Origin of the sequence: Chryseobacterium culicis, from assembly GCF_900108365.1 — a bacterium.
In the GTDB taxonomy this organism is placed as follows: domain Bacteria; phylum Bacteroidota; class Bacteroidia; order Flavobacteriales; family Weeksellaceae; genus Chryseobacterium; species Chryseobacterium culicis.
In genome coordinates, this window is the sequence record NZ_FNWQ01000002.1 from 910,454 (window position 1) to 931,603 (window position 21,150).

Annotated in this window: 21 protein-coding genes; 10 read left to right on the plus strand and 11 right to left on the minus strand. The window is 37.9% G+C overall.

The window, feature by feature from the left end:
* Nucleotide 1: 1 nt before the first annotated feature.
* From BLW74_RS10480 to BLW74_RS10525, 10 genes are all read left to right on the plus strand, one after another.
* Nucleotides 2-346: a hypothetical protein gene (locus BLW74_RS10480; RefSeq protein WP_089692349.1), complete on the plus strand. Its 345-nt coding sequence runs from the start codon at nt 2-4 to the stop codon at nt 344-346.
* 25 nt (nt 347-371) lie between these two features.
* Complete coding sequence (locus BLW74_RS10485) at nt 372-1,277, plus strand: TIGR01777 family oxidoreductase (protein WP_089692350.1); 906 nt, start codon at nt 372-374, stop codon at nt 1,275-1,277.
* 43 nt (nt 1,278-1,320) lie between these two features.
* The gene (gene nudK, locus BLW74_RS10490) at nt 1,321-1,902 is read left to right on the plus strand and encodes a GDP-mannose pyrophosphatase NudK (protein WP_089692351.1); all 582 of its coding nucleotides are present in this window, start codon (nt 1,321-1,323) and stop codon (nt 1,900-1,902) included.
* A gap of 87 nt (nt 1,903-1,989) precedes the next feature.
* Nucleotides 1,990-2,364: a hypothetical protein gene (locus tag BLW74_RS10495; RefSeq protein WP_089692352.1), complete on the plus strand. Its 375-nt coding sequence runs from the start codon at nt 1,990-1,992 to the stop codon at nt 2,362-2,364.
* 15 nt (nt 2,365-2,379) lie between these two features.
* Nucleotides 2,380-3,042, plus strand: coding sequence for a DUF2306 domain-containing protein (locus BLW74_RS10500; protein ID WP_089692353.1), 663 nt, complete (start codon nt 2,380-2,382; stop codon nt 3,040-3,042).
* Between the two features lie 283 nt (nt 3,043-3,325).
* On the plus strand, nt 3,326-3,709 hold the full coding sequence (locus tag BLW74_RS10505; protein ID WP_089692354.1) for a VOC family protein: 384 nt from the start codon (nt 3,326-3,328) through the stop codon (nt 3,707-3,709).
* A gap of 199 nt (nt 3,710-3,908) precedes the next feature.
* Entirely contained in the window at nt 3,909-4,679 is a 771-nt protein-coding gene (locus tag BLW74_RS10510; protein ID WP_089692355.1) for a hypothetical protein, read from the plus strand.
* A gap of 186 nt (nt 4,680-4,865) precedes the next feature.
* Nucleotides 4,866-5,762, plus strand: coding sequence for a retropepsin-like aspartic protease (locus BLW74_RS10515; protein WP_089692356.1), 897 nt, complete (start codon nt 4,866-4,868; stop codon nt 5,760-5,762).
* Nucleotides 5,763-5,911: 149 nt separating this feature from the next.
* Nucleotides 5,912-6,358: a KTSC domain-containing protein gene (locus tag BLW74_RS10520; protein ID WP_089692357.1), complete on the plus strand. Its 447-nt coding sequence runs from the start codon at nt 5,912-5,914 to the stop codon at nt 6,356-6,358.
* Nucleotides 6,312-6,602: a hypothetical protein gene (locus BLW74_RS10525; protein ID WP_089692358.1), complete on the plus strand. Its 291-nt coding sequence runs from the start codon at nt 6,312-6,314 to the stop codon at nt 6,600-6,602. Before BLW74_RS10520 ends, BLW74_RS10525 begins: the two co-directional genes overlap by 47 nt.
* Before the next feature lie 67 nt (nt 6,603-6,669).
* On the opposite strand, the gene BLW74_RS10530 is transcribed toward BLW74_RS10525, so the two are convergent.
* The 11 genes from BLW74_RS10530 to recQ all read right to left on the minus strand — a co-directional run bounded on the left by BLW74_RS10530 (nt 6,670) and on the right by recQ (nt 21,079).
* Nucleotides 6,670-9,858: an efflux RND transporter permease subunit gene (locus BLW74_RS10530; protein WP_089692359.1), complete on the minus strand. Its 3,189-nt coding sequence runs from the start codon at nt 9,856-9,858 to the stop codon at nt 6,670-6,672.
* A gap of 7 nt (nt 9,859-9,865) precedes the next feature.
* Nucleotides 9,866-10,927, minus strand: coding sequence for an efflux RND transporter periplasmic adaptor subunit (locus tag BLW74_RS10535; protein ID WP_089692360.1), 1,062 nt, complete (start codon nt 10,925-10,927; stop codon nt 9,866-9,868).
* Nucleotides 10,928-10,936: 9 nt separating this feature from the next.
* Complete coding sequence (locus BLW74_RS10540; protein WP_089692361.1) at nt 10,937-12,289, minus strand: TolC family protein; 1,353 nt, start codon at nt 12,287-12,289, stop codon at nt 10,937-10,939.
* An 88-nt stretch (nt 12,290-12,377) separates the two neighbouring features.
* Nucleotides 12,378-12,971, minus strand: a complete 594-nt coding sequence (locus BLW74_RS10545) for a TetR/AcrR family transcriptional regulator (protein ID WP_089692362.1) — start codon at nt 12,969-12,971, stop codon at nt 12,378-12,380.
* 240 nt (nt 12,972-13,211) lie between these two features.
* Complete coding sequence (locus BLW74_RS10550; protein ID WP_089692363.1) at nt 13,212-14,036, minus strand: CvfB family protein; 825 nt, start codon at nt 14,034-14,036, stop codon at nt 13,212-13,214.
* 197 nt (nt 14,037-14,233) lie between these two features.
* The gene (locus tag BLW74_RS10555; protein WP_167358408.1) at nt 14,234-15,106 is read right to left on the minus strand and encodes a proline and serine-rich protein 1 family protein; all 873 of its coding nucleotides are present in this window, start codon (nt 15,104-15,106) and stop codon (nt 14,234-14,236) included.
* 103 nt (nt 15,107-15,209) lie between these two features.
* A complete protein-coding gene (gene lpdA / locus BLW74_RS10560) occupies nt 15,210-16,613 on the minus strand; it encodes a dihydrolipoyl dehydrogenase (protein WP_089692365.1) in 1,404 nt (467 codons plus the stop codon).
* 130 nt (nt 16,614-16,743) lie between these two features.
* Complete coding sequence (locus tag BLW74_RS10565; RefSeq protein WP_227413207.1) at nt 16,744-17,130, minus strand: cupin domain-containing protein; 387 nt, start codon at nt 17,128-17,130, stop codon at nt 16,744-16,746.
* A 41-nt stretch (nt 17,131-17,171) separates the two neighbouring features.
* A complete protein-coding gene (locus BLW74_RS10570) occupies nt 17,172-17,516 on the minus strand; it encodes a hypothetical protein (protein ID WP_089692367.1) in 345 nt (114 codons plus the stop codon).
* 67 nt (nt 17,517-17,583) lie between these two features.
* Complete coding sequence (locus BLW74_RS10575; RefSeq protein WP_089692368.1) at nt 17,584-18,663, minus strand: glycosyltransferase; 1,080 nt, start codon at nt 18,661-18,663, stop codon at nt 17,584-17,586.
* Between the two features lie 211 nt (nt 18,664-18,874).
* A complete protein-coding gene (gene recQ, locus BLW74_RS10580; protein ID WP_089692369.1) occupies nt 18,875-21,079 on the minus strand; it encodes a DNA helicase RecQ in 2,205 nt (734 codons plus the stop codon).
* Nucleotides 21,080-21,150 lie beyond the last annotated feature (71 nt).

The window sequence follows — 21,150 nt, forward strand, 5'->3', positions numbered from 1 at the left end:
TATGAATTGTCTGGAATGCGGCGAAAAAATCATCGGAAGGTCTGATAAAAAGTTCTGCAACGATGCCTGCCGGAATGCCTATAATAACAAGCAGAATAAGGATTCAAGCAATCTCATGCGGAATGTGAACAACAGACTCCGTAAGAATTACCGTATTCTGATGGAAATAAATACCGATGGCAAAACAAAAGTCCCGAAATCCAGGCTGGATGGCTTGGGTTTTGATTTCGATTATTTCACCAACCTGAAAGTTTATAAAAACGGCTCTGAATACAAGTTTATTTATGACTACGGCTATAAGCTTCTGGAAGATGATTTTGTACTGATTGTAAAAAATCAGGCGTAAACAGACCCACCACAAATTTATTATTATGAAAGAAGTTGTTCTGATCACCGGCGCCAGCGGTATGATCGCCAAAGAACTGGCAAAAAAAATAGGTAAGGAATATGAAATCCGATTTCTGACCAGAAAGAAAGTGCATGATCACGAATATGAATGGGACATCAAAAAACGAACTGTAGATGAAGCCGCCTTCATCAATGTCTCTCACGTTATTCATCTCGCAGGGGCCAATATTTCGGAAAAACGATGGACTCCCGAAAGAAAAAGAGAACTGATCTCCAGCCGTGTAGATTCTGCAGAATTATTACGAACAACTTTAAGAAAAAACAACATAAAGCTAAAATCTTTTATTTCAGCTTCAGGAATCAATTTTTATGGTACAGAAACTTCAGAAAAAATCTATACGGAAACAGATCCTCCGGGTAATGATTTTCTTAGTGAGGTTGTAGTTTTATGGGAAAGAGCTGCAGATGATTTTAATGAACAGAATCTGGCAGAAAGGGTTGTTAAAATACGAACAGCCGTTGTTCTATCCGAAAAAGACGGAGCTCTAAAGAAGATGCTCTCTCCTATTCAATATTACATAGGCTCTCCACTGGGTACCGGTAAACAATATATGCCATGGATCCATCTGGAAGATATCTGTTCTATTTATGAATTTGCTTTAAAAAATTCCGCAATGGACGGAGCTTATAATGCCGTATCTCCACAGCATGCTACCAATAAGGAACTGACAGAAAAGATTGCACAAGTACTTGACAGGCCTTTATTTATGCCAAATGTTCCCGGATTTTTGCTGAAATTGATCTTCGGAGAACTCGCTGCTGCAGTTCTGGAAGGTTCCAGAGCTTCATCCAAGAAACTTCTGGATGCAGGCTTCCATTTCAAATTTCCGGATCTGGAAAATGCTTTAAAAGATTTATTAAAGAATTAAAAAAAAACCAAAACATATTTATTATAACACAGACCCTATCCTCATGAAAAACCCAAATATTACCTTATTAAACACAGAAATTCTTTCAGACAACTGGTATACACTAAATAAGGTTACGTATTCTATTTTAAAAAAGAACGGGAGCACAGAAACCCAAAGCAGAGAAGCCTATGACCGCGGAAACGGAGCCGTTATCCTTCTTTACAATACAGCCACCAACAATGTAATTCTTACCAGACAATTCCGCTTACCAACCTACATCAACGGAAATCCAACAGGAATGCTTATTGAAGCCTGTGCCGGACTTTTGGATAATGATAATCCTGAAGACTGCATTAAAAGGGAAACGGAAGAAGAAACAGGGTATAAGATTTCTAAAGTTGAAAAGGTATTTGAAGCCTATATGTCGCCCGGATCTGTAACAGAAATTCTTTATTTCTTTATCGCAGAATATTCCAGCGAAATGAAAATCAATGACGGAGGCGGACTGGAAGAAGAAGGAGAAAATATAGAAGTCCTGGAGCTACCATTCGAAGAAACCCTGAAAATGATTGATACAGGAGACATCAAAGATGCAAAAACGATTATGCTTTTGCAGCATTTGAGAATCAAAGGCATTCTGTAACAGTCTGTAAATGATGATCGACCGATGCTCTGTCACCCAACCCCATAAAAACGATTACCTTATCAAACTTATTTTAAACGACTCACCATGATTGAACATGTAAAACTTGCTATTAATCCCAAATTTCAGGATTGGGTGCTTTTTGAAAACGGCACTTATATTATTTTTGATGACATCAGCATTGTAGAAGATGTAAAAGAGGAGGCTGTGAAACTAATGAAAGAATTCGGTCCGGTATATGCCGGAGGTTCAGCCGGTGATTTCAGTGTCATTCATCTAAACCTCACTGAAGGATGGCTGGTTACCGGCCATGGCTATGGTATGTATACGTATGTACATCCTTCAGAATTGGATAATGAATCTCCAAACGATCTTGAGATAGGCCTTTATGGCAGATCTAAAAGAGATTCTGACGGGCAGAATCCTGAAATCATCCATATTAACGGCAGTAAAGCTTTATAAAACAGGCAGCAGTTCATGAAAACTCTGGGAATAAAAACTTTAAAGACAACTGCTGCATTTTCAGTTCTTCTTTTCAGCATGCTGATGCTGAAAACCATTTCCCAATATACATCACTGGAAAAAAACACTGGATTTCTGGCCTTCAAGCAACAGGTAGTAAACAATCCGTACTGGATGGCCTTTTTCTATATTCATATCTTCTCGATAACGCTTTGTCTTCTGGCCGGCCTTACCCAATTCTCCAATCGGTTTTTGACTGAAAACAGAAATCTTCATAAGATCATCGGGAAAATATATGTTTACAATATCCTCATCATCAATGTCCCGGCATGTTTTTTCCTGGGACTTTTTTCAAACGGAGGGATTATCGGAATTACAGGATTTCTTATACAGGATGTCCTTTGGGCTTATTTTACTGTTGCCGCTGTCATTTTTATCAAAAAAGGAAATACCGGACGCCACAGAATATATATGATGCTAAGCTACGCAGTAACTACTACAGCCATTACATTCAGAATTGTAAAGCACCTTTTTTATACCGAAGGATATCATGATTATGAACTTTTTTACGGACTGAACGTATGGGCTGCGCTTTTAATCAACCTTTTTATTGCCTTTCTCATTGCCGGAAAAGAACCTTTGTTAACGGGAAAAATCAACCGTGGAAAAGAAAATTAATAGACTGAGGAAAGAAATCAGAAAAAATGATGCGATAAAAATTAACGTGTTAAAAATGGTTTCATATCTATTATTCCGGGTCCATTGACCGAAAAAACGCATAATGAGATAAGCAATTCCGCCAAAAAGGACGATAATAAAAAGAAAGAAAAGATAATATGTCATGGTTTTGTGTTAATTCATGTAAATCTATTGTTTTAAATTTAAAAAAAAAATCAATAACAGCCATAACAGATTACCATTACCCTTCATTTTGATCATCATTGACACTAAAAAATAATGTATGGAAATAAAAAGCCTTGACCATCTCGTTTTAACGGTGGCTGATATTGACAAAACAATTGAATTTTATACCCGCATTCTGGGTTTTAAAGCGGTTACTTTTGGAGCAAACAGAAAGGCGCTCATTTTTGGAAATCATAAGATCAATCTGCATCAGAAAGGACATGAATTCGAGCCGAAGGCAGGATTTCCCACCTGTGGTTCTGCTGATCTCTGCTTCATTGCAGAAACCGATATTCATGATGTGATGGCAGAACTCAAGCAGAACAACATCGAAATTACTGAAGGAATTGTGGACAGAACCGGAGCCCTGGGAAAAATACAATCTGTTTACTTCCGGGATCCGGATCACAATCTTATTGAGGTAAGCAATTACTGCTTATAAAACCACTATAAATCTTACCTTTACAGCATTTCGATCCGCCGTAAATCCGTTACATTATCTGGTTTATAACATTTGCAGTACAAAATCCATATAAAATTTGCAAAATCCATTGAGAAAATCTATTTAATCCTTTACAATTTGAATTTAAAGCCTTAATTTTGCACTGAAATTCAGAAAATTCGGATTCTTTCAACAATTTATGTACACGAAAAAAATGATGATCGGGCTTGCTTTGGCCTTATCCATTACTATATGGGGGCAAAAAACTCCTGCAAAAGCCAATAATCTGACCCCTTACAGTTATCAGACTTTCAATTGTGACAATAAGGGCTATTTTGATCCTGCTAAATATAAAATAGAGGAAATAGACGGGGTTAACAAACTTTTGTATCAGTTTAACGGGGTTGTATTTGATACCCGGCCAGTTTTTAAACTCTCCCAACTTGAAGAAATCCGTCAAAACAAAGAAGCTTATCTGCAGGAACTGGAAAAGCAGTATGAAGAAAAGAAAAAGGAACTGTACAGCCTTAAGGTAATTGATCTTCCGAGATGGAAAAAATTGATGGAGGAAACAATAGATTCTTTTGAGAATGAATACCAGCTGAATAAAGAAGAAATCCTAGCCTATTCTGACCCTGCCACCCTGAAAAACAGCAAGTATTACAATACCTGCAGAGAACAGATTGATGCCGTATCCTCTCCGGACAGAGAAAAGATGTTTGCAGCATGGAAAAGTTACACAGAGCTTAAAAGCAAGAATAATGCTGACCCAAAAGGCGTGATGGCAAGATTTGATGCCAAAATGAATGATCCGCAGAAGGAAGATTACGCTCTGATAGATTTGATTGGTCTTGGATTTCACAACTGCGCCAACAGCAGTTTCAGACAGAAACGAGACGACGAGGGAACATCCTATAAGGATTTTGATAAAATTTTCACCAAGCTGAAAAGAACTTGTGATCAGCCGTAGCTGAATTAAAAAATTGAAGCATTTAACTATTGAAAAATATAATAGCAGTACTCATATGGGTACTGTTTTTTGTTAATAAGGTTTACACAAAACGGTTAAGGAACGGTTAAAAGTGGGTTAACGGCTTGTTATTTCTTTGTAAAACTCATCATTACAGCTATTTTCGCCTCACTAAAAACTAATTCCATGAAACACATTCTTACTTTGCTGACACTTTCATTCTTCATCATACTATCAGGCCAGAAAAAACCAGCCATTCTCCCTTTTTCTCTGGAAAACAATTCCATTTATATCTATTGTAAAGTGAATGAAACAGACAGCATTAAATTTCTGTTTGACACTGGCGCCGATGGTTCGGTCATTAACAGCAATTCAAAGAAAAAAATACCGCTGCAAATTGATGGAACATCTGAAAACAGAGGTTCTAACGGAGTAAATACCGTTGATTACAGCAGTCTGAATACTGTACAGTTTGGAGATATCCAGAAAAAAGAAATACGGTTTACTCTTATTCCTTATGAATCTGCTCATTTTGACGGAGTTTTCGGAACGGATCTGATGAAGGGAAAAACCATTGAAATCAATTACCACAAAAAGGAAATCCGGCTGTATGAAGAAAATGACCCGGCTCTTGATATAGCAGGATATGAAAAAATGAAACTGCACATGATCGACAACTACCCTGCGGTAGAAAGCAGTATGATCATTAATGATAAAGAATATTCGGGTTTTTTTGGGCTTGACAGCGGAGCAGATGATGTCCTTACAATAGCGTCTCCTTTTGCAAAAAATAATGCTTTGGTAAAAACTATGAAAACGATAGGTAAAGCGACAGCAAGAGGTTCAGACGGGTCTGTATATGAAATGCCTGTTGTTCTCTGTCCGGCAGTAAAATTCGCTCAGAAATTTCTCTATAACCTCCCGATCACACTTTCCGCTTCCACAGAAGGAATTGATTCCACAGAAAAAATGGCTGGATTTTTCGGCAATCAGTTTTTAAAAAGATTCGATACGGTGATTGATTTTAAGAATGGATTTATTTATTTTAGACTCAATGAAAATTTGTATTCAGAGTTTAATTAACTGTACAACTTGATTGTACATATGCTCTAAGCTTCAGTCGAGACGATTGTACTCACCTTAAAAGGATCCAAATAAATTAATAATGAATAAGTTATGATTTTATGGATTAAATTCATTAATTTTGCACCCCGAAAATAAGGATTAGAGATATGAAAAAAATTGGTGAGCACAGAACACTTCTTGGGGTAGATAAAAATGTTACTTTAAAAGAATTGAAGACCATCTACAGAAATGTGATGAAAGATACACACCCTGATAAGTTTATTAATGATGAAGCAGGAAAACAGGAAGCAGAAGAAAAAAGCAAATCTGTGATTGAAGCCTACCATTTTTTGGTAAGTATCAATCCTGAAACGCAGGAAAAGTATAAAGAAGAATATACAGAAACCATTACAAAATCCAATATTCAGGATTTCTATCTGGAAAAATCAATTTTAACGGTCCAGCATTTGAACGGAAACATGTATGAATATATGGGCGTTCCTAAAAACACCTATATCAAAATGATCAACGCCGATTCACCAAGCCGTTTTGCAAGAAGACACATCTATGGAAACTTTGTCTACAGAAAGTCCGGAGAGGCTATGGCAGATTAATTTTTTCTACAACAATATAGAAGAGCTTCCAGTTTTACTGGGAGCTTTTTTGTTGCCAAAACCGGATGTTATGTTTTGGCTAAAGCCCATATTGGCTGTTATAAATTTAAGCGGGCTAAAGCCCGCTCCTATTGAATATTTTCTTAATGTACAAAAATCATCAGTAGAAATGGGCTTTAGCCCATTTACAATAATAAAAAATCATCCAATGGCTTTAGCCAAAACCTATACAACTAAATTTTAAATCATCAAATATCAACAAAAAGCGCCTCAGAAGTTCTGAGGCGCTTTCGGTTAATGAAAGGTTTAATTTATTTGTCTAAATGCTTAGGCGTAAATCCGTCTTCATTCAGTTCTCTGTGTACATATTCTGCCTTCATTTCAGCTTCGTAGTCTACTTTGTTATCTTTACCCATTCTTCTTAGAACAGAGTCAAATAAAGAGTATACTACCGGTACAATGATCAATGTAAGGAATAGTGATGATGTCAAACCACCGATTACTACCCATGCAAGACCTTTGTTCATCTCAGCTCCGGCACCTGTTGCCAATGCGATCGGTAACATACCGAAGATCATCGCAATGGTGGTCATCAGGATCGGACGAAGACGGGCGTGGTTAGCCTGTACCAGGGCATCGTGAGTGTTTGCTCCGGCTGCTTTTCTGGCGTTGGTAAAGTCTACGATAAGGATCGCGTTCTTCGCTACCAGACCAATCAACATGATCATACCAAGCATGGTAAAGATGTTCAGTGAGTTGGCAGTTAAGGCAAGAATTACCATTACCCCAATCATTGCTAACGGAATTGAGAACAATACCACAAACGGATATACAAAACTGTCATACAGTGAAACCATTACCAGGTATACCAATACGATAGCTGCCAGTAATGCAATTCCTAACGTACCGAAACCTTCCTGCTGGTTTTCCATATCTCCACTCCAGATGTAATCTACCCCAACAGGTTTTTTGGTGCTCTTCATGAACTGATCTGCCCATTCATTAGCAACATCCCCTACCGGTCTACCTACCGCTTTCGCTCTTACTTTTACAGAAGGAGACTTATCTCTACGTTCAAGCAAGCTTGGTCCTGAACCCATTTCTACATCAGCAAACTGGCTCAGACGAACCTGCTGCCCCTGAGGATTTGTAAACATAAGGTTTTTCACATCATCAATAGACTGTCTGTTCACATCTCCGAAACGGATATTGATGTCATATTCATATTCTCCGGCTCTGAACTTCCCGTCTGTGTTTCCGTTGAATGCAGTCTGCATCGTCTGTCCTACACTTGAAAGATTTAAGCCAAGGGAAGCCATTTTATCTCTGTCAATACTTACCTGAACTTCAGGGCTACCTGTATCTGTAGACAATTCTGCATCCACCGCTCCTGGTACTTTCTTCAAAAGTTCAAGAATTCTTGTTGCTTCTTTTACTGCTGTTTCGTTATCCGGTCCTGTTACTACCATTTCAATTGGAGCATTTTCTGCACCCATGATACCGATTGGAGCCGTTTTGAACTCAACTCCCGTGAATTTCTCTTCCAGCTGTCTTTTTATTTTCGCTGCTTTGATGTTGGTACTTTCAGAACGTTCAGACTTATCGGTTAGGTTTACCTGTACTTCAGACTGGTAAGTGGTTGCCTGAGCACCTCCAAAACCTGTAGACTGCTGCCCTACTGTTGTAATAAGGTCTACAACATCTTTGTCATTTCTTAAAAACTTCTCAACCTCTAATGTCAATTGGTTTGTTTTTTCTACAGTTGCATCTTTTGACAATTCCATCTGTACTAAGAACTGACCACGGTCAATGGGCGGGAAGAACTCACCTCCAATGAAGCCGAATGCGACCAGCATAAATGAACTGATTAAGACAATAAAGGTAATTACTACTGTTGAAATTCTTCTTAAGGTTGTTTTCAAACACCATTCAAGAATTCCTGTAATCCAGTGGGTAAACTTGTCAATAAGTCCTTCAAACCAAAGGATAAATTTCTCGAACCAGTTTTTACCTGTTAAATGTTCCAGCTTACCAAATCTTGAAGATAACCAAGGAATGATGGTAAATGAAGCTAATAATGATAATAAGGTGGCAATAACTACCGTGACGCAGAACTGAGCCAAGATATTCGCTACAAGACCTGAACTCATCGCAATCGGTAAGAATACCACCACAATTACCAACGTAATCGCAGCAACGGTAAATCCGATTTCTGAAGCTCCGTCATATGCTGCTCTTATCTTACTTTTCCCCATCTCCATGTGACGGTAAATGTTTTCCAGTACAACGATGGCGTCATCCACCAGGATCCCCACCACAAGCGAAAGCCCCAGTAAGCTCATTAAGTTCAGAGTATATCCCATAAGGTTCATTCCGATGAACGCTGCCACCAATGAAGCCGGGATAGAAACCATTACGATGAATGCATTTCTGATACTGTGAAGGAATAATAACATCACAATGGCCACGAGGATAATCGCTAAGAATAAGTCGAAAATAACGTGGTTGGCAGATTCAAGTGTAAATTCTGTAGTATCGTTTACGATTTTTACTTTTACTCCCTGAATTTTATAGGCTTCCTCTACTGTCTTGATTGTTTTCTGAACACTTTCTGATACTGCTACTGCATTGGCATCGGATTGTTTTTTAACCTGCATCAAAATAGTAGGAAACTGGTTGAATCTTGCTACTTTTTCCACATCTTTCTGAGAATCGAAAACGGTTGCAATATCCGATAAACGTACCTGAGCTCCGTTTTTATTGGACACTACAAGATTGTTCATTTCATCAGTAGATTTATATTTTCCTGAAAGTCTGATGGTAGATTTTGTAGTTCTCGTTTTCAAGCTTCCTGTAGGGAAATCAAGGTTGGATGAAAGGATTGCCTGCTGTACGTCTCCAATCGAAAGTCCGTACCCCTGTAATTTTTTCTCATCAAGATTTACCTGAATTTCTCTCTCCTGTCCACCTACAAGGTCTACCTGAGCTACACCGTTTACACGGGAAAAAATAGGTTCAATCTTTTTATCCAATAAGTCATAAAGGTCCTTACTGTTTAGTTTATCAGATGAAATACTCATCGTGATAATCGGTAAATCATCTAAAGAGAACTTGTTCAGAGAGGGAGCTTTCACGTCGTCCGGAAGGTCTGCAAGGATTGCATTTACCTTTCTCTGGGCATCGTTCAAAGCATAGTCTACATCGGCACCATCGTTCAGCTGAACCATGATTACGGATAAACTCTCGTATGAAGAAGATTCTACTTTTTTTACGTTTTCGAGAGAACCTACGGCATCTTCAATCTTTCGGGTAACGGATGTTTCCACCTCGGCAGGTGACGCTCCGGGATATACCGTAGAAATGGTTACCATGTTGGTTTCAAACTTCGGAATCAATTCGTATCCCATGAGCGTATAACTCAGGATACCTCCCAGCGTCAGAATTGTAAACAATACAATTACCAGCGAGGGTCTTTTAATGGATATTTCTGCTAACTTCATGGGTCTGCTACTTTATAATATTCACTTTAGATCCATTGTCCAGGTTGATCTGTCCGCTGGTTACTACCTGCTCTCCTCCGTTCAGTCCGCTTAAAACCTGAACTTTATCTCCGTACACTTTTCCGATGGTTACTTTAATCAATTTAGCAACGCCATTCTGAACAACGAACAGCTGTCCCGAGCTTACTCCGTTTACAAATGCTTCAGCAGGAACTGTAAGCATATTCTGGGTTTCTGCACCGTTGTTTGTACTGAACTTAGCGGTTGCATACATACCGGCTTTCAGATTTCCTCTGTTCTGAACTTCAATTTCCACAGGGAAATTCAATGAAGCATCACTTTTAGGAGCAATGAAAGTAATTCTCCCTACGAAAGAATCTTCAGGTAAAACATTTACTTTAATCGGAACTTCCTTACCTAACTGGATTTTTCCGATCTGGCTTTCGTCTACCAAAACCGACAGTTTTAAGCTGTTGATGTTAACGATTTCAAACATTGCTGTCCCAGGAGACACTACAGTACCGGGCTCAACCATTTTTTTGTTGATGGTTCCGCTGATTCCCGCACGAATGCTTGTATCATTTACTTTTACCCCTTGTGCCTTAACTGCTGCCTGCATATTTTTCAGCTGCAGTCTTGAGTTATCAAGCTGCTGTTTGGTCACTCCGCCTGTTTTGTATGCGTTTTCATAGCGCTGGTTATCAATAATAGCATTCTGGAGGTTATTCTGAGCCTGAGTAACATCTACTTCAATAGCATCTCTTTTAATAGTGGCTAAAACCTGGCCTGCGCCTACTCTGGATCCTTCTTTCACCAAAACGCTTACAATACGTCCTGAGATTTCAGAAGACTGGTTCATTTCCTGCTTAGGAATGAAGGTTCCGTTGGCTGAGTAGTCCGTATCAATATTTTCTCTTGTAACGGTTACAATATTTACGTTGATTTTATCTACCTGCTTGGCAACTTCTTTTACTTCCTGAGTCTGCTTTTCTTTGTTCCCGGCAATCTTGTAAGCGGCCAACCCAACCAGTACAGCTGCTACGATGATATATATTAAAGTTTTTTTCATTTTAGTTTATTATAAGTTTTGTAGTGTATTAAGTTCACCCTTAGCTTTTATCAGCTTGATCTCTGCCTGCTTGTAATCCAGTAATGCATTGGAATAATTCTGTTTTGCCTGTGTAAGGGAATTTTCAGTATCCAATACTTCAGTAAGCGTAGCCAATCCGTACTGGTAGTTAGACTGGGTATTCTTCTGTACCTTTTCTGCCAGCTCCACATTATCTTTCATACTTTCGATATTAATCAATGCGTTTTCCATATTGGTAACTGCATTTTTATAATCAAGATCTAAGCTCAGCTGAGTTTTCTGAATATCCTGATCTATATCCTGGATATCAATTTCTGCCTGATTGATCTTCGCTTTTGTAGCTCCTCCTGTGAAAATAGGAATATTTACATTCAATCCGATTGCTGAATAATCACTCCAAAGAACGCCGTTACTAAGGCCATTGGTCAAAGGGAATTTTGCTCCGTTTGCTCCCCATCCGTAGTTCGCGGTAAGATTTACTGACGGATAAAGATACGCTTCGGTGGCTTTTTTATTGAAAACCAACAGTTCCCTGTTTTTATTTAAAACTCTGATCTCTGTACGGTTATTAAGATTTACGCTGCTCGCAATCAGCTCTGGCTTTGGTACGATCGCTTTTTCTTCAAGTTCGATATCTGTTGAGATAGGAACCCCCATATAAAATTTAAGCGCATTTTTTGAAAGTTCAACAGAGTTGATTAAAGTCTGCTTATTAGAACCAATATTGGTAAGCTGAACATTGGTTCTGTCTAGATCTATTGATTTTGCCAAACCATTATCAACCAGACTCTTAATCACATTTCTTACTTTTTCAGTATTGGCATAGCTGGCAGTAACCGTTTTAAGATTTTCTTCCTGTACAAACACCTGATAATAAGCTGTTGCTACATTTTCAATAATCTGTTCATTGGTTAATTCAGCATTCAGTACATAAAACTCTCTTGTTGATTTTGCAGCTTTAAGACCTGTAAAGACTCTTTGATCAAAAATCGCCTGCTGAAGTTGCACAGAAGCTGTGGAACCCCATGGCTGTCCAAACTGAGCTCTGATTTTCTCTCCTCCAAATTCCAGCAAAGATTCCTGAATAATCGGATTGTATGTAAGTCCGGCTGTAGCAGTGATCTGCGGAAGGGCACCGGCTCTGGCTTCATCAATTTTATATTCGGCTTTTTTTATCTGTAAGGCGGCTTTTTTAGCTTCTGCCTTATTTTGAAGTGCCTGTTTTATTGCTTCCTGCAGGGAAACCTGCTGCTGGGCAGACATCATTGTAGAGCCGAAAATCATAAATGCTGAAGCTATCCCAATTTTTAGCTTTGTAGCAGTTATACGTTTTCTATTCATAATTTTATACTTCGTTTATTTTTTATTTAATTTTCATTCATTATTTATTTCTAAATGACGAATCATTGTAAGAAATACTTTAGTTTTTTTAGTTTTTAAACAACATATTGATAATAATTTCTTTTCGTTCAGAAATAATCTTATCATATTCTTCATCATTAATTAATAAATTCTCCATAAATAATGGTCTTATGGCACTTGGGAAGACCAATAGCGAAACCATATTCAGAATAAACTGAACGGGCGCCATTTTCTCAATATTTCCCAATTCCATTTCTTTTTCAATATCCTTGTACATATCGTTCAGGATATCTTCTTCAATTTCTCTCTGATGGCAGGTTCCTTTATTGATCTGTGACACGATATACGTTTCAAGATAGGGATACTGAAGACTTGTAGAAAGGCTGCTTTCTATGAATTGGCTGATCTTTTCCTTAAAAGGCAGATCAGAATTCTGAATGATCTTCGATTTTTCCTGTTCTACTCTCTGCGCCTCATCAAAGATGATCTGGATCAGCTTATCTCTCGAGCGGAAGTAGTAATTAATAAGGGTCCTGTTCACTCCTGCTTCATCTGCGATCTCCTGCGTAGTAGCATCAAATTTTCCTTTCACAAAGAATAAATTCTTCGCTGTCTCCTTGATCAATTCCTGTGTTTGGTCTTTTTTTGCTTGATTTGACATTATTGTTAAACAAATTTGTGCAAATGTAGAGTAAAATTTATTTTTGACAAAATTGTTAAACAAAAAAATTAAACTAAAATGTCATGACATCCATCATGTTTTGCATTTTACAATGAATGCAGGCGTTATTATTACCATAAAAGATTATGGAAACGCATTATTGAAGGGAAAGCTGATACCAGCTCACCCTAAACAGGCAGTAATAAAAAAACGGGCAGAAATTTCTGCCCGTTTTTTATTTTATAATAATTTGATTTTATCTTCGAGAATATCAATCACCTTATCTTTATAAAGTCCACCGATTGCTTTTTTGAAGTTTTTCTTACTCATCTGAAGTTCATCCTTAATTTCTTCAGGAGAAGATTTATCGGATACGTACAGAAGCCCATAGTTTTCTTCCAGCTTGTTGAGAATTTTCTGTTTGAATTCGTCAATATTTTCAAATCCTTCCGGCTGTAAAGAAACATCTATTTTTCCGTCTTCACGAATTGTTTTGATGTATCCTTTTTCTTCGGACAGGGGATAAAGTTTTTTGAAGACATCGGAAGCATAGATCAAACCAATGTATTGTTTGTTGATGACAACATTCCAGCCCAGTTCGCTTTCGTTCATCATGATCAGATCTACTTTGTCACCTTTCTGGAAAGGAAGATGATCATACTGAGGATTTCTCTTGAATTTTGTTGTACCGGTAATCAGTTCCATATCTTCGTCTACATAAATATAGACCAGATATCTTTTTCCTTCAACAATTTTGGTTTTCTGCTGTTTGTAGGGAATAAATAAATCTTTGATGATCCCCCAATCCATAAAAGCTCCGCTTGGAAGACTCTGTACACAGCTCATTACCGCAAATTCACCTACTTCAGCCAATGGAATTTCAGTAGTTGCCTTTAATTTATCGTCATCCTGATATACAAATACCTCAACCTCCTCACCTGTTTCTTTTTCTTCCTGAATAAAGATTTTAGGCAGAAAAGCTTTCTCGCCGGATTCGTCTACGAGGATCCATCCTGAATTAATTTTTTCTGAAATTGTTAAAGTCTGAGTTTTTCCGAGTTGCATTGATGATAAAATTAGCTCACAAAGGTACGGAAATTTGAAGATGCTAACCTAGTCAATACTGCTATAATTCTTTTAAGGTCTTCATAACACCCGTGATACAATGAAAACATTTGACTTTTAAAAAGATCTGTTTTGGCTGAAGCTGATAGATCGGATGCTAAAAAATAAACGGGCTGAAGCCCGTTTTTTATTGAATATTATAATTTTGAAACATATTCCATCAGTTCACGTCTGCTGCTTTCAAAATCAAAGGCATCAGTGACCACAATATAATGTTCTCTGTCTACACAGTTGCGGTAGATAGATTTAGCTAATGCCAGCTTCTTATCATCAAAACGAATTTCTTTCACCAAATCTCTTATTTGTGCAGCAGTAAACATTGAAACACGCATCTGCTGATTAATCATTGTCAGTTTCCCGTCATCAAATCTTTCATTTTGCATCATCGTATCAAAAAAGTGGCGGAAAGAATTGTTATCCATTGCATTTCCATTATAATATCCGCCTCCCGGCTGATTTCCGTAGGGGTTGTTCCAGATATCATTCCAGTCATTAAATCCGTATTGGTTTTGAAGAGGATAAGAATCTAAAAGATACAATCCTTCATTGGTAAAAAAATCCAATACCATTCTGTTGTTATTGCGAAGCATTAAAGTAGTTCTGTAGATCAGAAAACCGTTTTCGTAGATTGAGAGAGGCATTCCACCTGATGACAGGTCGAAAAACCTGTATTTTCCTGACCCGTTTGCGATCATCTGGTCTCCTACTTCAACGGTAAAAAAGCCCTGTTCCGGAATTCTCAGAAACACTTCTGCATAACCATAGTTTCTGTCCCAATCGTAATGGGAATTTTTGATTCTGTTCCCGGGTCCATTTCCATTTCTTTGGGGAATTGCTGTATTTCCGGATCTTGACTGGTCAACCGTTTTATTTCTTTCATCCGGGCTTCTGGAGGTTCTCATTTCTGTGGTTGAAGCCTCATTTCTTAATAATTCTCCAGCCTTTCCTGCTTCCTGTGCCAATGAGCTGATTCCCGCCAGCAGCATCCAACTCATAAAAATCTTTTTCATACGTGAAATTTTCAAATGCATGTCCATTTTTATGCCAAAAAAAGGAGAAACCGAATTGATTTCTCCTTTTATATTTAAATTGATTAATTTTATCAATCAACTCTTACATATGAATAGGTCTTTTTGCTGTAGCATCCAGTGCAGCTTCTTTGATTGCTTCTGCATAGGTTGGGTGAGCGTGAGAACTTCTTGCGATATCTTCAGCACTTGCACGGAATTCCATAGCAATTACTCCTTCTGCAATAAGGTCAGCAGCTCTTGCTCCTACGATGTGCATTCCTAAAACTTCATCTGTTTTTTCGTCTGCAATAATCTTTACAAGACCATCAACATCACCGCTTGCACGGCTTCTACCTAAAGCTCTCATTGGGAAAGACCCTACTTTGTAAGCTACTCCTTCTTCTTTTAACTGCTCTTCAGTTTTACCTACTCCTGCTACTTCCGGCCATGTATAAACAACTCCAGGAATCAGGTTGTAGTTAATGTGAGGTTTTTGTCCTGCTAATGTTTCAGCAACAAATACTCCTTCTTCTTCAGCTTTATGAGCTAACATTGCTCCTTTGATCACGTCACCAATTGCATAGATATTAGCAACATTTGTCTGTAAATGATCATTTACTTTTACTCTTCCTCTTTCGTCAAGCTCTACACCTGCTTTTTCAAGACCAAGACCATCTGTATAAGGCTTTCTTCCTACAGAAACCAAACAGTAATCTCCTTCAACCACTACTTCTTCTCCTTTTTTATCTTTAGCGGTGATCTTTACCATATCTCCGTTTCTTTCCACCGCAGAAACCGCAGTAGAAAGCATAAACTTCATTCCTTGTTTTTTAAGAACTTTAGTTAATTCTTTACTTAAAGCTCCATCCATTCCAGGGATGATTTTATCCATAAATTCAACAACAGTTACCTGAGCTCCTAATCTTAGGTATACAGATCCTAATTCAAGACCGATAACCCCACCTCCGATTACTACTAAATGCTTAGGAATTTCTTTAAGATTTAAAGCTTCTGTAGAAGTAATCACTCTTTCTTTGTCTAAAGAGATGAAAGGCAGTGTAGAGGGTTTAGATCCCGTTGCAATGATGGTATATTTAGACTCGATGGTTTCAGAAGAACCGTCATTTTTTGTCACTTTAATCTGAGTAGCAGATTCGAAGCTTCCTACTCCTTCAAAAACAGTAATCTGATTTTTGTTCATCAGATAGCTGATTCCGTCTGTATTTTGCTTGATCACCTCATTTTTACGGGCGATCATTCTGGCGATATCTGCCTGAGGCTCGTTGATGATAATTCCGTGACCTGCAAAATTGTGTTTTGCATTTTCGAAATGCTCAGAGCTGTCAAGAAGCGCTTTTGACGGAATACATCCAACGTTAAGACAAGTTCCGCCTAAAGTTGAATATTTTTCAATAATTGCTGTTTTGAAACCTAATTGTGCTGCACGGATCGCAGCCACATAACCACCGGGACCAGAACCTATTACGGTAACATCGAATTGACTCATGTTATTGTATGAATTTGTTTATTATTATCTATCTTAATTCTCACAAATTTACGTATAAATTACCAAGCACCAAAGTGAGTTTTATCAATTTTAAAAATGATAATTATACGCTTTAGTTTAGGGAAAAGTATTATTTTATGAATTTAATATTCTCTTCATTCCCTTCCTTAAGGTAAATGGCGGTGAATACCAGTGGTTTTTCCGCTGACGAATTATCAAAATGGAGAATTTTCACATTTTTAGGTTCATAAAAAGCATCTCCTTCACGAAGGAGAACCTTCTCGTGCCCCTCGATCTGAAAAACCGCCTCACCTGAATTGATGATTCCCACAACAGGACAGGGATGCAGATGTTCCGGAGCTCCCTGTCCTGCGGCCATTGTTATTTCCTGTATTTCTGTAGATTTTACGTTCTGATCGAGAGCGGTTTTTAATAACTCCTTTCTGGAGATGGCCTTTTGCTGAGCCATTGACACCGCAGAATTCAACATCAAAAGAGCAATTATAAGGGATTTCATAAGTTGTAAGTTGGATTGTTATTTTACATCACAGTAAACTATTACAGATTGAGCTTTCCATGCCCAATTTCGCCTGTACTTTCAAAAAAAGAACCTCCATATACATACCATTCAAGGCTTTCCAGATATTCCACCGCATTTTCCGGAGTGATGTGAGGACGGTCTTTTTTCGAAACAATTCCTTTATACCATCTTCCTGATTTGGGGTAATGCTCATATTCCACAAAGTAATGAATCCATATTCTCTGGCACAATTTACACTGTTGAATGGACACTTCTCCATATCTTCCGTTGGTATGATCAATACCTAATTCTGAACTTCTGAATTCTGTGTAATTGAAGTCAGGCTTCTCACAAGCACATCCTAATTTTTGGATTTTATTCATTCACATTTATTTTACAGATGTCAAATCTAAGAAAATAAACCTGCAAAAGAAAAATGGCAGAGGTATTCTACTTCATCAGATCCAATAAGACCTTTTCATATTTATCAAGAATAATATTCTTTGAGAATCTTGATTTAATAGAGTTTTTTATAGCATCCCGATTATAACTGCTCTGAAGTATTCTTACAATCTCCTGGGCAAATCTGTCATGGTTCTCAATGTCTGCAATTTCCCCGTTTACATTGTGCTGGATAATCTCATTAATTCCACCGGGACAGTTATTGGCTAAGGAATAAGTTCCGCAAGCGCCTGCTTCAAGCAGCACATTGGGAAAACCTTCGTATCTTGAAGAAAGCACAAATAAGTCCGCATATTTCAGATATTGGTAGGGATTTTCCTGTCTGCCATGAAAAATTACCTTTTTTAATCCTAAAAGTTCTTTTGTCTGAAGCAGGAGGTCTTTATCTTTTCCGTCCCCTAAGATATGGAGGATGATGTTTTCATTCTTCAGCCTTGAAAAAACCTTCAACAGGTTATCGAAACCTTTTCTGGATGATAGATTACCAATGGCCACTACATTTTTATAATTGTATTTGAAGCATTCGGGTTTTGCAGATACCGACATTTTATCTTCAATAAAATCAAAGTCTACAGGATTATTGATCTTGACAATTTTTTTCTTTTTGATATTGAAATTATCCACAAGATCTTTCATCATATCATCGCTTTGCGCAATAATTTTCTGATAGTTGTTGTAAAAATTGTAGAAAAATTTAATCTCTTTACGGGTTACATGCTGAGTGACCACATTGGTTTCCCTTGCGATGAATTTCGTCCTTGGAAACAGTTTAATAAATAGAGATAAATAGGCATTCACTTCACCAAAACCTGAAAATACAATATCCGGTTTTCTTCTGTAGATTTCGCCTAAAATAGGTCTTAATGAGTGTCTTATTCTTTCAGTATTAATGTCAATGATTTCGACATCTTTTTTCAGGAAATTCAGGTATCCGCCTTTTTTACGCAACAGCAAAATCTTGGGCTCAAACCGATCTCTGGAAAGATGGTTCGCTATAGTGGTAACAATCCTTTCTGCTCCTCCGGTCTCCAGGTCCGGCAGAATAAATATGACAGATATTTTTTTCATCATACCAAAGTTAGTAAAAAGTTTGGTTATCTTTTTACTATCGGGCGAGCGAAAATTGCTGTTTGGGTGCTAATTAACAGAAATTAACTAAGATTTAATGCTGATTTATTTTGCCGTTTCCTGTTGATTGGATAGTGTAAAAAAATAAAGTAAGCTCTTCTGTTGAAGAGCCTACTTTGTTACTTTATCATCTAAAAAATATATTGATTTTTCAATTCGCTACGTCACTGATGAATTTAATTCTCAGCATTCTCACTTCTTCATCAGACAATTCGTCCCCGAATTCATCCAGCAGTACTTTCATACTGTCGCTTTCAGATTCGTTCATGAATTCCATGAATCCGTCTACAATATCTTCGTCAAAATTATCCTCAATATAGTAGTCGATATTCAATTTTGTTCCCTGATAAACAATCCTTTCCATTTCTTTCAGAAGTTCATCCATAGAAAGATTTTTAGCTCTTGCAATGTCTTCAAGATCAATCTTTTTATCCGTGCTCTGGATGATGAAAACCTTGTGGCTTGATTTATTGGCCACCTGCTTCAATACCATATCCTGAGTACGTTCTATGTTGTTATCTTCTACATAGGTTCTGATATAGTCTGCGAACTCTTTACCATATTTTTTGGCTTTACCCTCGCCTACTCCGTAGATCTTTGTGATTTCGTCTACCGTAATGGGGTACTGAACCGTCATGTCTTCCAAACTCGGATCCATAAACACCGTGTAGGGCGGAATTCCGTGTTTTTTGGCTACTTTTTTTCTCAGTTCTTTCAACAGGTTGAAAAGGTTCTGATCCAGCCCTCCGCCAGCCTGCTGCTGTACCTGATCGCTCTCTGCTTTTGCCTGGGTAAGATCAAATTCTCTGTCTTCGGCAATTAAAAATACGTCTTGGGATTTTCCGTTCAGGACATTTCTTCCTTTTTCCGTAATCTTCAGAACTCCGTAGGTTTCAATATCTTTTTGTAAAAAATTCTGAACGGTTGCCTGTCTCAGAATTGTCTTCCAGTAATTATCCTTTTCTTCTTTTCCAAATCCAAAATAAGAACTTTGCTCAAGTTTATAGGATTTTGTCACCGCATTTTCTTTACCTGCAATAACGGAAATCAGGTCTTTAGATTTGAATTTTTCTCCTGTGTCACTAATCAGTTCCAGGGATTTTTTAAGATCTGCCGTAGCATCTTTTAATTTTGGAGGATTGGATGAATTGTCGCACATTTTGGCACCATCTCCGTTTACCGGATCGAAGCTTTCTCCAAAATAATACAGAATATACTGTCTTCTGCTCATGGAAGTTTCCGCATAGCCTACCACTTCATTAAGAAGCTGTAATCCGATTTCTCTTTCTGAAACAGGTTTCTGTGCAAGGAATTTCTCCAGTTTTTCAATATCTTTCGGGTCGTAGAATGCCAGACAGTGGCCTTCCCCTCCGTCTCTTCCTGCCCTGCCGGTTTCCTGATAATAGCTTTCCAGAGATTTCGGGAAATCGTAATGGATAACAAAACGTACATCCGGTTTATCAATTCCCATCCCGAAGGCAATGGTTGCCACGATCACATCCACTTCTTCCATCAGGAATTTATCCTGATTGGCTACTCTTACTTTTTGGTCAAGGCCCGCATGGTACGGAAGCGCATTGATTCCGTTGACCTGCAGAAGCTGGGCAAATTCTTCAACTTTTCTTCTGCTCAGGCAGTATACAATCCCTGATTTTCCTTTATGCTGATTGATAAATTTAACGATTTCCTTATCTACATTGATTTTAGGACATACTTCATAGTAGAGATTAGGGCGGTTAAAACTTTCCTTAAATACCAATGCATTGGTCATTCCCAAAGTTTTCTGGATATCATCCTGAACTTTTGGAGTAGCTGTAGCCGTTAAGGCAATCACCGGTACATCGGCAATTTTGTCTATAATCTGTTTAAGATTTCTGTATTCCGGTCTGAAATCATGTCCCCACTCTGAAATACAGTGGGCCTCATCAATAGCAAAGAAAGAAATTTTCACTTCCTTCAAAAAATCCAGGTAATCGTCTTTAATTAATGATTCGGGAGCTACGTACAGAAGTTTTGTTTTTCCACTTTTAATATCATCAAAAACCTGTTTGGTCTGTGTTTTGTTTAATGATGAATTCAATACGTGTGCTACCCCATCTTCAGATGAAAGACCGTTCACCGCATCTACCTGGTTTTTCATCAACGCTATCAGGGGCGAAACGACAATAGCCGTACCTTCCGAAATAAGTGCCGGAAGCTGATAACATAATGATTTCCCGCCACCTGTAGGCATTAAAACAAATATATCCTTCCCACTCAATAGGTTGTCTATAATCTGTTCCTGCTGGCCCTTAAATGTAGAAAACCCAAAATACTTTTTCAATTCGCCTGATAAATTGGCTTTTTTTGCGCTCATCTAATTTTCTATTGCTAAATTTGCATCACACCCAAAGTTATAAAAATTCTGCTTAAAATAAAAGCGAACGA

Coding starts and splice junctions, on each gene's coding strand:
- BLW74_RS10545 (WP_089692362.1), bottom strand. CDS start 12,971: ATGTCAAATCAAGCAAAAAAAGACCAAACACAGGAATTGATCAAGGAG.
- BLW74_RS10535 (WP_089692360.1), bottom strand. CDS start 10,927: ATGAAAAAAACTTTAATATATATCATCGTAGCAGCTGTACTGGTTGGG.
- BLW74_RS10480 (WP_089692349.1), top strand. CDS start 2: ATGAATTGTCTGGAATGCGGCGAAAAAATCATCGGAAGGTCTGATAAA.
- BLW74_RS10520 (WP_089692357.1), top strand. CDS start 5,912: ATGAAAAAAATTGGTGAGCACAGAACACTTCTTGGGGTAGATAAAAAT.
- BLW74_RS10550 (WP_089692363.1), bottom strand. CDS start 14,036: ATGCAACTCGGAAAAACTCAGACTTTAACAATTTCAGAAAAAATTAAT.
- BLW74_RS10505 (WP_089692354.1), top strand. CDS start 3,326: ATGGAAATAAAAAGCCTTGACCATCTCGTTTTAACGGTGGCTGATATT.
- nudK (WP_089692351.1), top strand. CDS start 1,321: ATGAAAAACCCAAATATTACCTTATTAAACACAGAAATTCTTTCAGAC.
- lpdA (WP_089692365.1), bottom strand. CDS start 16,613: ATGAGTCAATTCGATGTTACCGTAATAGGTTCTGGTCCCGGTGGTTAT.
- BLW74_RS10510 (WP_089692355.1), top strand. CDS start 3,909: ATGTACACGAAAAAAATGATGATCGGGCTTGCTTTGGCCTTATCCATT.
- BLW74_RS10495 (WP_089692352.1), top strand. CDS start 1,990: ATGATTGAACATGTAAAACTTGCTATTAATCCCAAATTTCAGGATTGG.
- BLW74_RS10485 (WP_089692350.1), top strand. CDS start 372: ATGAAAGAAGTTGTTCTGATCACCGGCGCCAGCGGTATGATCGCCAAA.
- BLW74_RS10565 (WP_227413207.1), bottom strand. CDS start 17,130: ATGAAATCCCTTATAATTGCTCTTTTGATGTTGAATTCTGCGGTGTCA.
- recQ (WP_089692369.1), bottom strand. CDS start 21,079: ATGAGCGCAAAAAAAGCCAATTTATCAGGCGAATTGAAAAAGTATTTT.
- BLW74_RS10575 (WP_089692368.1), bottom strand. CDS start 18,663: ATGAAAAAAATATCTGTCATATTTATTCTGCCGGACCTGGAGACCGGA.
- BLW74_RS10530 (WP_089692359.1), bottom strand. CDS start 9,858: ATGAAGTTAGCAGAAATATCCATTAAAAGACCCTCGCTGGTAATTGTA.
- BLW74_RS10515 (WP_089692356.1), top strand. CDS start 4,866: ATGAAACACATTCTTACTTTGCTGACACTTTCATTCTTCATCATACTA.
- BLW74_RS10540 (WP_089692361.1), bottom strand. CDS start 12,289: ATGAATAGAAAACGTATAACTGCTACAAAGCTAAAAATTGGGATAGCT.
- BLW74_RS10500 (WP_089692353.1), top strand. CDS start 2,380: ATGAAAACTCTGGGAATAAAAACTTTAAAGACAACTGCTGCATTTTCA.
- BLW74_RS10525 (WP_089692358.1), top strand. CDS start 6,312: ATGGAAACTTTGTCTACAGAAAGTCCGGAGAGGCTATGGCAGATTAAT.
- BLW74_RS10570 (WP_089692367.1), bottom strand. CDS start 17,516: ATGAATAAAATCCAAAAATTAGGATGTGCTTGTGAGAAGCCTGACTTC.
- BLW74_RS10555 (WP_167358408.1), bottom strand. CDS start 15,106: ATGAAAAAGATTTTTATGAGTTGGATGCTGCTGGCGGGAATCAGCTCA.